General features: G+C 61.4%; 13 protein-coding genes and 2 tRNA genes. 7 read left to right on the top strand and 8 right to left on the bottom strand.

Going from position 1 to position 12471, the window contains the following annotated elements:
- Window positions 1–53: 53 nt before the first annotated feature.
- A tRNA-Leu gene (locus EDD77_RS08870) sits at window positions 54–140 on the bottom strand.
- A gap of 53 nt (window positions 141–193) precedes the next feature.
- Window positions 194–268 (bottom strand) — tRNA-Gly (locus EDD77_RS08865).
- 242 nt (window positions 269–510) lie between these two features.
- On the opposite strand from EDD77_RS08865, the gene EDD77_RS08860 reads away from it, so the two are divergent.
- From EDD77_RS08860 to trxA, 3 genes are all read left to right on the top strand, one after another.
- On the top strand, window positions 511–1074 hold the full coding sequence (locus tag EDD77_RS08860; RefSeq protein ID WP_058965589.1) for a manganese efflux pump MntP: 564 nt from the start codon (window positions 511–513) through the stop codon (window positions 1072–1074).
- 98 nt (window positions 1075–1172) lie between these two features.
- Window positions 1173–1841 carry a Crp/Fnr family transcriptional regulator gene (locus EDD77_RS08855; protein WP_058965587.1) on the top strand — a complete coding sequence of 223 codons (669 nt, stop codon included), beginning with the start codon at window positions 1173–1175 and terminating at the stop codon, window positions 1839–1841.
- 135 nt (window positions 1842–1976) lie between these two features.
- Window positions 1977–2288, top strand: a complete 312-nt coding sequence (trxA, locus tag EDD77_RS08850; RefSeq protein WP_058965585.1) for a thioredoxin — start codon at window positions 1977–1979, stop codon at window positions 2286–2288.
- 101 nt (window positions 2289–2389) lie between these two features.
- On the opposite strand, the gene EDD77_RS08845 is transcribed toward trxA, so the two are convergent.
- The 6 genes from EDD77_RS08845 to EDD77_RS08820 all read right to left on the bottom strand — a co-directional run bounded on the left by EDD77_RS08845 (window position 2390) and on the right by EDD77_RS08820 (window position 7228).
- On the bottom strand, window positions 2390–3595 hold the full coding sequence (locus tag EDD77_RS08845) for an AI-2E family transporter (RefSeq protein ID WP_058965583.1): 1206 nt from the start codon (window positions 3593–3595) through the stop codon (window positions 2390–2392).
- A 127-nt stretch (window positions 3596–3722) separates the two neighbouring features.
- Entirely contained in the window at window positions 3723–4454 is a 732-nt protein-coding gene (locus tag EDD77_RS08840) for a glycoside hydrolase family 25 protein (protein WP_058965581.1), read from the bottom strand.
- A 47-nt stretch (window positions 4455–4501) separates the two neighbouring features.
- On the bottom strand, window positions 4502–5230 hold the full coding sequence (gene ymfI / locus EDD77_RS08835) for an elongation factor P 5-aminopentanone reductase (protein WP_058965579.1): 729 nt from the start codon (window positions 5228–5230) through the stop codon (window positions 4502–4504).
- Entirely contained in the window at window positions 5227–5697 is a 471-nt protein-coding gene (locus tag EDD77_RS08830; protein WP_058965577.1) for a nucleoside deaminase, read from the bottom strand. Before EDD77_RS08830 ends, ymfI begins: the two co-directional genes overlap by 4 nt.
- A gap of 22 nt (window positions 5698–5719) precedes the next feature.
- Window positions 5720–6577 carry a CPBP family intramembrane glutamic endopeptidase gene (locus tag EDD77_RS08825; RefSeq protein ID WP_082669638.1) on the bottom strand — a complete coding sequence of 286 codons (858 nt, stop codon included), beginning with the start codon at window positions 6575–6577 and terminating at the stop codon, window positions 5720–5722.
- Between the two features lie 6 nt (window positions 6578–6583).
- Window positions 6584–7228, bottom strand: coding sequence for an HdeD family acid-resistance protein (locus EDD77_RS08820; RefSeq protein ID WP_058965573.1), 645 nt, complete (start codon window positions 7226–7228; stop codon window positions 6584–6586).
- 218 nt (window positions 7229–7446) lie between these two features.
- Here EDD77_RS08820 and EDD77_RS08815 point away from each other — a divergent pair, with 218 nt between their 5' ends.
- The 4 genes from EDD77_RS08815 (at window position 7447) to scfB (ending at window position 12466) form a co-directional block, all read left to right on the top strand.
- Entirely contained in the window at window positions 7447–8916 is a 1470-nt protein-coding gene (locus tag EDD77_RS08815) for an aminotransferase class I/II-fold pyridoxal phosphate-dependent enzyme (RefSeq protein ID WP_058965570.1), read from the top strand.
- Window positions 8917–8920: 4 nt separating this feature from the next.
- Window positions 8921–10702: a DUF6020 family protein gene (locus tag EDD77_RS08810; RefSeq protein WP_058965568.1), complete on the top strand. Its 1782-nt coding sequence runs from the start codon at window positions 8921–8923 to the stop codon at window positions 10700–10702.
- 87 nt (window positions 10703–10789) lie between these two features.
- Complete coding sequence (scfA, locus tag EDD77_RS08805; RefSeq protein ID WP_058965566.1) at window positions 10790–10942, top strand: six-cysteine ranthipeptide SCIFF; 153 nt, start codon at window positions 10790–10792, stop codon at window positions 10940–10942.
- A 144-nt stretch (window positions 10943–11086) separates the two neighbouring features.
- The gene (gene scfB / locus EDD77_RS08800; RefSeq protein WP_058965564.1) at window positions 11087–12466 is read left to right on the top strand and encodes a thioether cross-link-forming SCIFF peptide maturase; all 1380 of its coding nucleotides are present in this window, start codon (window positions 11087–11089) and stop codon (window positions 12464–12466) included.
- Window positions 12467–12471: the final 5 nt, after the last annotated feature.

Raw genomic sequence — 12471 nt, 5'->3', positions numbered from 1 at the left:
TCGATCCGCCCTGCCGACACAACGAAAAAGACCCGGTCGAATGACCGGGTCTTTGGTGCGGATGAAGGGACTTGAACCCCCACGGTATCGCTACCACTAGAACCTGAATCTAGCGCGTCTGCCAATTCCGCCACATCCGCATATTCTGTTGTTGCAGCCAGCAAGCCGGAGCCCTTGGCCCTTGCCTGCTTTGTGGAGCAGGTGATGGGAGTCGAACCCACGTCCTCAGCTTGGAAGGCTGATGTACTAGCCGTTGTACGACACCTGCGCATCAGCTCTTGTGTCGGCTGCGAAATGTATTATAGCACGGTGTTTTACAAAACGCAAGCCCTTTTTTCAAAATATTTTTCAAAAAATTATTTTTCTTTTTCCCGAGGCCCTGCTGAGGTCCATAGAAATATATGTTATAATAAATATTACTGCGCTTTTTGCAAGCTGCACATTCCCCAGCCAGGGCGCAGCTGTGCGCTGCCCGGCCGGGCAAATTTTCTGTGAGGGAGTTTTTCTTTTATGAGCCTGATCGAACTGTTTATTCTGGCTGTGGGCCTTTCCATGGACGCCTTCGCCGTATCCATCTGCAAGGGTCTGAGCCTGCCGGTATTAAAGCCCCGTCATGCGGCCATCACCGGCCTGTACTTCGGCGGCTTCCAGGCTTTGATGCCTCTGGTGGGTTATCTGCTGGGCACCCAGTTCCAGCAGTTCATCACCAATGTGGATCATTGGATTGCCTTTGCCCTGCTGGTATTCATCGGCGGAAACATGATTCGGGAATCCCGCTCCGAGCCGGAGGAGCTGAACAGCCAGTTTGGCCCCGCCGCCATGCTCCCCCTGGCGGTGGCCACCAGCATCGACGCGCTGGCCGTGGGCGTGACCTTCGCCTTCCTGTCAGTGGACATTGTGCCCGCCGTCAGCTTCATCGGCGTGATCACCTTCTGCCTTTCTGCCGTGGGCGTTGCCATCGGCCATCGGTTCGGCGCCCGCTACAAATCCCGTGCGGAACTGGCCGGCGGCATCGTTCTGGTGCTGATGGGCTGCAAGATCCTGCTGGAACATCTGGGCCTGCTGGCATTTTAACCGGCAGCGTTGCATCCCGCTTTGTTTTGTGGCATAATCGTTTTATGGAATTCTGGTTGGCATCTTGCCAAAATTTGTAACCCCCGGGAGGCCTTTTGATGGAATTTTACGAATACCTTCCCTTCTGGCCCAAGCTCACCCGTGAGCAGCAGCAGTTTCTGGCCCAGAACGTGACGCTGCACCATGTGACCAAGGGTGAAGTGGTACACAACGGCTCGGAGGATTGTGTGGGCCCTCTGATCGTTGTTCACGGCCAGCTGCGGGGCTATTCCTTTTCCGATGAAGGGCGCGAGGTCACCCTCTACCGCCTGTTCGAGCGGGACGTGTGCATTCTGTCGGCCTACTGCATGCTGAACAGCCTGCAGTTCGACATTTCGGTGCAGGCGGAAAAGGACTGCGTGCTCTACCGCATCCCCGCCCCGGTCTACAAAAAACTGATGCAGGAATCCGCCCCGGTTGCCAACTATACCACCGAGCTGATTGCCAGCCGCTTTTCCGATGTGATGTGGCTGCTGGATCAGATCCTCTATAAGCATCTGGACAGCCGCCTTGCCGCCTTCCTGGTGGGAGAGGCCCAGCTGAACGACACAACCGAGCTTCGCCTGACCCACGAGGAGATTGCCCATCATCTGGGCAGCGCACGGGAGGTGGTGACCCGGATGCTCAAGTATTTCCAGACCGAAAAAATGGTGCTCATTGCCCGGGGCTGCATCACCCTGCTGGATATGGACAAGCTGCGCGCTGTGGCCAAAGACAGCCTGCGCTGAACTGGAAAATTTCCACCATTTCGGTATATTTACCGTGATTTTATCACGGATAAGCCATTCGGCCGCTGGTATACTAAAGCCAATGGATGAACCGCCCCGCCCGCCGGGGCCCTGAATAAAAAGGAGTGTTATGAAATGAGCGTTGTAACCGTAAATAAAGCAAACTTCGAGCAGGAAGTCCTGCAGAGCAACCTCCCCGTTCTGGTGGATTTCTGGGCAACCTGGTGTGGCCCCTGCCGCATGATGGCCCCCATCGTGGATGAGCTGGCCGAGGAGAAGGCCGGTCAGGTGAAGGTGTGCAAGATCGACATCGACGAGAACCCTGAGCTGGCCATGCAGTTCGGTGTGATGAGCATCCCCACCCTGATCGTATTCAAGGACGGCGTTGTTGCCAACAAGAGCGTGGGCCTGAAGCCCAAGGCCGCTGTGGAAGAGCTGCTGAAGTAATTCGATTTTCAAAACCGCCGGCTTTGACCGGCGGTTTTTCATTTGTATGCAAAAGCGTGCCCGCCCGAATTTTTCGGGCGGGCACGCTTTGCCTTGTCGATTTATTTTTTGCCGGTCTTTGCGGATTTGGCGGGCTGTGCAGCAGCCTTTTTCCCCGGCTGGGCCGGATCCAGCATGTACTTTGCCTTTTCCACACCCCGGCTGCGCAGCCGCTCCCGGGTTGCAGTGCGCAGCATACTGTACAGAACCGAGCACAGAGGAATCATCACCAGCATGCCCACCACACCGAACATGCTGCCACCCAGCGTAACCGCGGCCAGCACCCACACCGAGGGCAGGCCCACCGAGCCGCCCACCACGCGGGGATAGATCAGGTTGCCCTCGATCTGCTGGATGACCAGGAACAGAATCACAAACACCACAGCCTGCATGGGGTTCTGAATCAGAATCAGGAACGCGCCCACAAAACAGCCGATGAAGGCGCCGAACACCGGAATCAGTGCGGTGACCGCCACCAGTACGCTGACCAGCAGCACATAGGGCATGCGGAAAAGCAGCATGCCCACCGCAAACAGCGCCCCCAGAATGCAGGCCTCCAGGCACTGGCCGGACAGAAAGTTCGAGAAGGTCTTGTTGGCCAGGCGAACCACCTCCAGCACCTTTTCCGCGTGCTCGGGGCGCATCCAGGCAAACAGAAGCATCCGGCCCTGACGGCTCAGCGTCTCCTTCTGGAACAGCAGGTAGATGGCAAAGATCAGTGCGATAAAGAAATTCACAAAGCCCGAGATGATACCGGTGGCAGCGGTGACCGTGTTGCCCACCAGTGCCAGTCCGCCATTCTTCAGCCAGTCCATCACCTGCTGGGTCACATTGCGCAGGTTCAGATTCCCGGCCTCACTCAGCCAGTCCGCCAGCTCCGGGTAACGGATCATCAGCTCGTTGGCCCACTGCTGCGCCTGTGCCCAGAAGGCGGGCATCCGGGCTGCGATGGTCTGCACGGTGTTTTTCAGCTGGGGCAAAACCAGAAGCGACACCACCATTACTACCCCGACCACCGCCGCCAGGGTAAGCACCAGAGAAATTCCCCGGTGAGCCCGCTGCAGCTTTTGGGGCAGATGGGTCTCGATGGCCCGCATGGGCACATTCAGAATGAAGGCCATGGCAGCGCCCAGCAGGAAGGGCAGCAGCAGGCCGCCCACCGTGCTCAGAAAGCCCGCCACCTGATCCATGTTCTGCAGGCCCCAGTAGAGCAGGATGCAGAAGGTGGCAATGCCCAGCACATTGCGTAGAAATTTTTTATTTTCCATACGATTCTCCTAAAACGGATGTATTTTTCTCTTCCCACGGGCCGTATTTCACGCCTCTCCGGCAGGCCCGCTGCGGTATCGCCTTAACCATAGCACGTTTCGGCTGCGGATGCAACTGAAACCGCCGCTATTCCTCAGCCAGAATCAGGGCGATCCGGTCCAGCTTATCCTGTGCGGCGCGCCACAGGGCATAATAATCGGAATTCTCCGGCTGGCCAGGATCCACCTCCGGCAGGTAGCCGTTTTTGCCCGCAGCCCGGATCAGGGGCAGATAATCCTTGTAGCTGTAGTTCAGATCCACGTTTCCGTTCACACCGCCAACCTGCCCCACCGAGGAATACTGCCATACACCGTAATCCCCCTGATAGCCCACACAGCCCCGGTAATCCGCCACCCACAGCGGATAATCCTCCAGCTGCCGGGTGTTGATGTAACGGCGCAGAAATTCCGTATAGCTGTAATACCCCGGGAACCAGCCCTTCTGATCCAGAATGTCCATGGAAAACTGAATCAGACCGGTCACCTTCTCCCGGCCCAGACTGGCCAGCGAAGCGTCTTCCGCATCCACATAAACCGGATACTCCAGTCGGTGCCCCTCCAGCGCCTTCAGAAATACCTCCAGCTCCCGGATGACCTCGTCCTCGCTTTTTGCGTAGGTGTAGAAATATGCCCCCACCCGCAACCCGGCTTCGTGCGCGCCCTGTACATTGCGGGTAAAATAAGGATCCACATAGGGCCCGCTCTGGTTGCTGGAGCCCACCCGGACGATGGCGAACTCCTTGCCCGCCGCGGCCACGGCGGACCAGTCCACCACACCCTGATAACGGGATACATCGATCCCTTCCTGAAACACGGTCATTATGCTCCCCTCCTTGCCCGCATTGTATGCGGCAGGGAGCCAAAGCGTTACACCACCAGCCCGCCGTTCACGCCCAGCACCTGGCCGGTGATATAGTCCGCGTCGTCGCTGGCCAGGAACAGAATGGCCTTTGCCACCTGCTCCGGGCTGCCCAGACTGCCCAGCGGCGTTTCCTCCGCCAGGGCGGCCTTGTCCTCAGCGGAAAAGGATGCCATCATATCGGTTTCGATCACGCCGGGGGCCACGCAGTTCACGGTGATGCCGCTGGGGCCCTCCTCCTTTGCCAACGCCCGGGTCAGGCCGATCAGCCCCGCCTTTGCGGCGGAATAGGCCACCTCGCAGCTGCCGCCCACCTGCCCCCACATGGAGCTCACGGTCACAATGCGGCCCCATTTCTGATGCAGCATGTGGGGCAGCGCACACTGGCAGCAGTGGAACGCACCGCTCAGGTGCACATCCAGCATCCGCTGCCACGCCTCTGGGGTCACGTCGGTGAACAGCTCCTGCCGGGCAATGCCCGCATTGCACACCAGCACATCCACCCCGCCGAAGGTCTCTTCCACCTGCCGGAACATGGCCTCCACCTGGGCCCGGTTCGCCACGTCCGCCTGCACCGGCAGCACCCGGCCGGGCCACTGGGCTGCCAGTCCCTCAGCCTCGGCTTTGCTGGTGTTGTAGTTGGCAGCCACCCGATACCCGGCAGCGGCAAAGGCCCGGGCCACTGCGGCCCCGATGCCCCGGCTGGCCCCGGTGACAAGCACGGTTTTTTCTCTCATTTCCCCTTTTTCTCCTCTCGTTTGCGCCGCAGCATGGCAAAAAACTCCTGCAGCAGCTCCGCCGCCTCCTGCTCCCGCAATCCGCTTTCAATCACCGGATGATGGTTGAAGGGGTAGGCGAACAGATCCACCAGCGAGCCACAGCAGCCGGCCTTGGTATCCTTTGCGCCGTAGACCACCCGCTTGATGCGGCTGTTGATGATGGCCCCGCTGCACATGGGGCAGGGCTCCAGCGTCACAAACAGCTCACACTGCCACAGCCGCCAGCCACCCAGCTTTTTGCAGGCCGCATCGATGGCCAGCAGCTCGGCATGGTGCAGGGCATTTTTCTCGGTTTCGCGGGTGTTGTGGGCCATGGCAACGGGTTCGCCGTCCTTGGCCACCACTGCGCCCACCGGAACCTCGCCCAGTGCGGCGGCTTTTTTTGCCTCCTCCAGAGCAAGGCCCATCAGTTCTTGGTCGGTCATCGGATTTCTCCTTCGTGATAAATCATGTAAATGTGGCGTGCAGCATCTGCATCGCCAGCAGCACCACCGCCAGCCCGTAGCCGGGGCAGCGGATCAGAACGCCTGCCCCGGTCCCCTGCAGGCGGGGCGGACGCCCTGGCTTTATCGCCCATGCCATCAGCGCGGCGGCGGGCAGGCCAAACAGCAGCAGCGGCTGAACCCATGCACTGCCTGCACCGGTCTGGCTCAGCAAAGCCAGCGTATTGTTGTAAAGATGAAAAGCCATGCCGGGCAAAAGGCCGCCGCTGGTTTCCGCGCAAAGGCCCAGCGCCAGCCCGGAAAGCAGCGCCGAAAGGCAGGCCGGTGCATCGCCGTGCAGCAGCGCAAACAGCACCGCCTGGCCCCACACCGCCGCCCGGCTGCCCCAAGGGCGCAGATACCCCTGCATCAGCCCCCGGAACAGCAGCTCTTCGCCCACCGCCGGAACCAGCGCCAGCCGCAGCCAGATCAGAGCCGCGGGTGCGTCCGCAAGCTCTGCGCCGCCCGCTTCCCCCAGCAGGGCCAGCAGGCCGCTGCTGGCAAGGTTTCCCGCCATGGTAAGCCCCCAGAACAGCACAAACAGCACCGGAAGCATTCCTCTGCGGGGCCGGCGCAGCCGCACCGGGGCCCCGGGCGGGCAGGCCAGCACCAGCAGAAAGGGGGCGGCCAATGCCAGCAGATTCTTGCCCAGCGCCACCAGCTCGCCCGCCGCCGGGGGCAGGCCTTCTACCGACGGGCCAAGCAGCCCGCTCAGGGCCGATTCCGCCGCCAGATAAGCCAGTGCCCCCAATCCGCACAGGGCGGCGGCCCGCTGCATGTCCGGCGACGGGGTCTGTGCCCGTTTCGGATTGATCCGTTCCATGCCGGGTCAGCGTTTTTCGTCCAGATCGCGCCAGTCGGCCTCCACGATGTCGCCGTCGTCAAAGGCGGGATCGGTGAGCATCTCCTGCATCTGATCCGCCATATCCCGGGCGGCCTTTTTCAGGCCCTTCAGCTGAATTGCCGCCCAGATGGAACCGGCCAGATTCAAAATGCCCTCCACCATCAGGATCACGCCGATGGCCATGACCAGCACTTCCACGGTGCCGAACGGGTTCCACAGCATTACCGCGCCCAATACCACGCTGACCAGCGCCAAAAGCAGCAGGCTCCACCAGCGGTCATAACCTGCAGCCCGCAGCTCAAAGGCACTCTGCACCCGCATCACACCGTCCATGATTACAAACAGGCCCACCAGAATGGGCAGCACGGAAACTACGGTCTGGGGCCGGATCAGCAAAAAGATGCCCAACGCCACCGCAGCCGCACCGAACAGCCAGCCGAAGTAGCTGAAGAAGCCCCGCACCTCTGCCCGCAGGAAGGTATAGATGCTGCTCACGCCCTTCAGCAGAATTACCAGGCCGAACAGGCCGCACACCAGCCGGAGCGAAATATCCGGCCAGAGCAGCAGTGCCAGGCCCACCAGAATAAACGCCACCGAAGAGATGGAAAAGGTCTTGCGGAAATTTTTCATTGTAAATTCCTCATTTCATCCGGGGGCGCCCATGATAGGACGCCCCGTTTTGATACTCGTTTTGATTATTATACCATAAAACCGGGCGGTTTCCCGCTGCATCGTGCATATCCCTTCTTTTTTTGCGCCGCCGGGGCTAAGTGTGGTATGATAAAGTGAAAAAATGCGGCGGTCTTTCCCGCCGGGATACCGCTTTAAAGTTTAAAGGAGCAATCCCAATGTCTGATTCATTTTCCCCGCTTCTGGAAGCACTGGCCCGGCACAGCACCGACGGCCCTGCTCCCATGCACATGCCCGGCCACAAGCGGAACTCCGCTCTGGCCCCCTATCTGGCTGCACTGGGCGCGGCCTGGGATATTACCGAGATTCACGGCTTCGATGATCTGCACGAAGCCGAGGGTATTTTGAAAGACTCCATGGACCGGGCTGCCCGTCTGTGGGGTGCCGCAAACAGCTTTTTTCTGGTGAATGGCAGCACCTGCGGCATTCTGGCCGGTATCCGGGCGGCGGCAGGCCGGGGCGGCAAGGTGATTCTGAGCCGCGGCTGCCACAAGTCCGTGTACCATGCGCTGGAGCTGTGCGGCGCGGTGCCGGTCTGGCTGGCCCCGCCGGTGGACGAAGCCTTCGGGGTGCTGGCCTCCATCACGCCGGAGCAGGTACGCACGGCGCTGGCCGCCCATCCGGACGCAAAACTGCTGGTGCTCACCAGCCCCACCTATGAGGGCGTGATCAGCGACCTTTCCGCCATCTGCGCCGCCGCCCATGGGGCGGGCGTGCCGGTGCTGGTGGACGAAGCCCACGGGGCCCATCTGGGCCTTGCCCCCGGCTGGCCCGCCGGAGCGGTAGCCGCCGGTGCGGATGTGGTGGTGCAGAGCCTGCACAAAACCCTGCCCAGCCTGACCCAAACCGGCATCCTGCACCAGCAGGGGAATCTGGTTTCGGCCGAGGCGCTGGAACGCCAGCTGGGCATCTTTGAAACCAGCAGCCCCTCCTACCTGCTGATGGCCAGCATGGATGGCTGCGTGGATCTTCTGGAACATCGGGGCGACGAATTGTTTGCCCGCTGGCAGGCGGCACTGGCCGCCTTTGACCGGGCCATTGCCGGCCTGACCCGGCTGCGGGTGCTCTGCCACGGGACGGACGCACCGGAACGCCACCCCACCCTTTATGCCCACGACCCGGGCAAGCTGGTAGTCTCCACCCGGGGCACCGCCCTCACCGGCCCGGGGCTGATGGCCCGGCTGCGGGAGGAATTCGCCATTGAGCTGGAGATGGCCAGCGGCGACTGGGCCATTGCCATGACCGGCCTTGGCGATACCGAGGAAACCCTGCTGCGGCTGGCCCGGGCGCTGGTGGCAATCGACCAGAGCCTGGCCGCCCGCCCGATGCCCCCTGCCGCCGAGCCGCTGCCGCTGCCGCCCTCTGTCCTTCCGGTGAGCGAGGCGCTGGAACGCCCCGGAGAGGAAACGCCGCTGGCCGATTGCGAAGGCCGGGTGTGCGCGGAATATGTGTGGGCTTATCCGCCGGGTATTCCTCTGATCGTGCCCGGCGAACGGGTGGACCGCACATTCCTTTCCTGCTGCGCCCGACTGACCCGGCAGGGCGTTCGGCTGCACAGTACCGGCGGCGGCATGCCCCGCGTACTGCGGGTGCTGCCGGATGAACCCAATCTGACCAAAGGAGGCTGATCGAATGTTATCCAGCTTTTCCAACGCGGAAGCCTTTCTGCGCCGTCACCGCCGTCTGGTACCTGCCGCCGGGGCGGTGAGCGGCCTTTTCTGTGCACTGTTTCTGCTCTGGGCCTGTCAGGTGTGGGCCCCGCCCGCCTTCTGTTTGTTCTGGGGCGTCTGCTTTGTGTGCGCCGTGCGCGGCCTGTGCCAGAAGCCCGGTCGGCGGGAAGGTCTTGCCTGCGGGGCCTTAGGCGCGGCGTTCTGCTTTTTCACCCTGGGCCAGAACGCAGTGGCCGGCACCATGCAGTTTGACCTTTCCTTTCTGCTGTTCTGGGTGATTCTCAGCGCGCTGCTCTTCCCCATTCTGCTGGGGCTGTGCCGGTTTCTCACCCATCTGCCTGCGGTGCAAGTGCCCACGGCGCCCGCCGGGCCGCTGTGGCGTCAGCTGGCGCTGTACACCGGCGTGATTCTTCTTTTGTGGCTGCCGGTGTTTTTGTGCTGGGGCCCGGTGCGGCTGGATGTGGACTCCGTTTCCCTTCTGGAGCAGGCGCTGGAGGGCGGCCTGAACGACGCCCACCCCATCCTTTACACGCTGCTGCTCCGGCTGATTCTCTGGCCCTTTTACAAGCTGGGGCTGATCGAACTGGGGGCCTATCTCTTCGGCTTTTTGCAGATGACCGCCGTGGCCGCCATGCTGGCATACAGTCTGGTATGGATGCGGCGGCGGGGAGCGGGGCTTCTGGCCGTCGGCCTGGGCTTCGCGCTCTTTGGCGGCTGCACCATGTACGCCTTCCAGAGCCTTGTGGTCTGGAAGGATCCGCTGTTCAACGGGGTGCTGCTGCTCTACTGCCTGTTCCTGTTCGACACCGCCCGCTGCCGGGCGGAGAACCTGCGGCAAAAGGGCCCGCTGATTCATTTTGTTGTTCTCACCCTGCTTTTGTGCTTTCTGCGGGGCAACGGCTGGCCCATTGCGGCGGTGGTCTGCCTTGCGCTGTGTGCTTTGCGCCCGGCCCGCCGCCGCATCCTCACCGTGATGCTGCCGGTACTGATCGCCGTGAAGCTGGTCACCGGCCCGCTGTACACCGCGCTGGGGCTGCAGAGCACCATGACCGCCGAGGCCTGGGCCGTACCGCTGCAGCAGCTGGCCTATGTGGCCTCCTCCAAGCCGGAGGCCTTCAGCCCCCAGCAGGCCGAGACCATTGCCCGGGTGATCCCGGTGGAGGCCATGGCCCAGAATTACAGCCCCATCACCGTGGACCCGGTGAAAACCAGTTCCGAGTTCAACGCCGAGCATTTTGGCACTTTGCAGGGCAAGCTGGATCTGCTCTCGGTGTGGGCGCAGCTGCTGCCCGGCCACTGGCAGGGCTACCTGAAGGCCTGGCTGGCCGAGATTGCGGGCTATGTGAGCCCCCGGTTTGACGGCGGCAGCTATTCCTTCCCCTACGAGGGCAGCAACGGGGCCTTCGGCATCACCAGCAAGGACATCGTGCTGGGGCTCACCGGCTGGGCCGGCCTGCGGGACGAGCTGGAAGCCCGGGCGGTGTTCTTCCCGCCGGCACTCATGGCCTGGGGCCTGCTTTTGTGCGGTGTGGTGCAGCTGCTGCGCCGCCGCGCCCGGCTGCTGCTGGCCTATCTGCCGCTGTATCTGGTGTGGTTCGGGCTGGTTCTGGGTGCGCCCAGCTATATGCAGATCCGCTACCTGCTGGCCTTTGCCTACTTTATCCCCTGCGCGTTGTTCACCCTGCTGGCTCCCGCCGGGGCTGCCAAAGTAGGTATTGACGAAAAGGCCGCTTCCATTGTATAATAAACGCAAGTTTCTATAGGTTTCTTAAGCACCGGGCATTCCCGCCCGGTTCCCGGAAATTTATGGTATAGAAAGGGGGACGTATCGATGAACCGGATTCAGACTCTCGAGACCCGCGACCTGGCCAAGAGCATACAGACCGGCGGCTGCGGCGAATGCCAGACTTCCTGCCAGTCTGCCTGCAAAACCTCCTGCGGTGTTGCTAACCAGATGTGCGAGCATAAGAACGACGAGAAGTAATTCTTGCCTTGCAGCATACCGCCTGCCGATCCTGCGCAGGCGGTATTTTTTGCGTTTTCATCCAGTCGGGCCTGCTGCCCGCCGGATTTTTGAATAGATTCTTATTCTTTGATCGATTCATTTACAGAAAGGAACCTTCGTTTCATGATCCATCAGTATAAACTCAACGGATACAACATCGTGCTGGATGTATTCAGCGGCTCGGTCCATGTGGTGGACGAGGTGGCCTACGACGTGATCGGCCTGTACGAGACCACCCCCGCCGACGAGATCGTGGCCAGGATGCTGGAAAAATACGCCGACCGCGAGGACGTGACCGAGGCCGACCTGCGCCAGTGCCTGGCTGATATTGCCGAGCTGGAGAAGGCCGGCAAGCTGTTCGCCAAGGACATCTACGGCGACATGGCCTTCGATTTCAAAAAGCGTGTGACCGAAGTGAAGGCCATGTGCCTGCATGTGGCCCACACCTGCAACCTGAACTGCGAATACTGCTTCGCCAGCCAGGGCAACTACCACGGCGAGCGTGCCCTGATGAGCTTCGAGGTGGGCAAGCAGGCGCTGGACTTTCTGGTGGCCAACAGCGGCAAGCGCCGGAATCTGGAAGTGGACTTCTTCGGCGGTGAGCCCCTGATGAACTGGGACGTGGTCAAGCAGCTGGTGGCCTACGGCCGCAGTCTGGAGGAGCCCAACAACAAGAAGTTCCGCTTCACCCTGACCACCAACGGCGTTCTGGTGGACGACGAGGTCATCGAGTTCGCCAATAAGGAAATGAACAACGTGGTCATGAGCATCGACGGCCGAAAGGAAGTCCACGACCGGCTGCGCAAGAACTACGCCGGTCAGGGCAGCTACGACACCATCGTGCCCAAGTTCCAGAAGTTCGCCAAGGCCCGCGGTAACAAGGAATACTATGTGCGCGGCACCTTCACCCACAACAACGTGGACTTCACCAACGACATCTTCCATCTGGCCGATCTGGGCTTTGACCAGCTGAGCATGGAGCCGGTGGTCTGTGCCCCCGGCGATCCCTACGCCCTCACCGAGGAGGACCTGCCCAAGATCATGGAGCAGTACGAGATTCTGGCCAAGGAGATGCTGCGCCGCGAGAGCGAGGGCAAGGGCTTCACCTTCTACCACTACATGATCGACCTGAACCACGGCCCCTGCATCTACAAGCGAATCTCCGGCTGCGGCAGCGGCACCGAGTATCTGGCCGTGACCCCCTGGGGCGAACTGTTCCCCTGCCATCAGTTCGTGGGCGACCCGAAATACAGCATGGGCAACGTGTGGGACGGCGTGACCAACACCGCCCTGCGGGATGAGTTCAAGCTGTGCAACGCCTACGCCCGCCCCGGCTGCAAGGACTGCTGGGCAAAGCTGTACTGCTCCGGCGGCTGCGCGGCCAACGCCTACCACGCCACCGGCAGCATCACCGGCGTTTACGAGTACGGCTGCGAGCTGTTCCGCAAGCGGATGGAATGCGCCATCATGATGAAGGTGGCCGAGGCCGGCATGAAAAAGTAATTTTC

Origin of the sequence: Allofournierella massiliensis, assembly GCF_004345265.1 — a bacterium.
In the GTDB taxonomy this organism is placed as follows: Bacteria; Bacillota; Clostridia; order Oscillospirales; family Ruminococcaceae; genus Allofournierella; species Allofournierella massiliensis.
Note: the sequence above shows the minus strand (reverse complement) of the source record. Positions and strands in the feature narration are given on the sequence as shown.